The 265-nt window shown below is 45.3% G+C and carries 1 protein-coding gene; it reads left to right on the top strand.

The annotated features are described in order from the left end of the window. Positions 1–103: 103 nt before the first annotated feature. Positions 104–265, top strand: a 162-nt coding sequence (locus tag LI126_RS16395) for an Asp23/Gls24 family envelope stress response protein (protein WP_227165690.1), incomplete at its 3' end; no start/stop codon positions are given.

Raw genomic sequence — 265 nt, 5'->3', positions numbered from 1 at the left:
GATTCAAGCAATGTGGGCTACTTTGCTTTTTGACATTGCTGTGCTATGGTAAGATGATAGAGATATCAACTTGATGACAAACGATTAAGGGAGGCCATTGAAGATGGCAGTTAAGATTAAAACAAAGTCTGGCACGATCGATATTGCTAATGATGTGATTTCAACGGTCGTAGGCGGCGCCGCTACCGATAACTATGGCGTGGTAGGAATGGCCAGTCGCAATCCATTAAAGGATGGCGTCAACCAGATTCTGCGGCATGACAGC

It is taken from the genome of Mediterraneibacter sp. 210702-DFI.5.30, from assembly GCF_020560115.1.
GTDB lineage: Bacteria > Bacillota > Clostridia > Lachnospirales > Lachnospiraceae > Mediterraneibacter > Mediterraneibacter faecis.
Note: the sequence above shows the minus strand (reverse complement) of the source record. Positions and strands in the feature narration are given on the sequence as shown.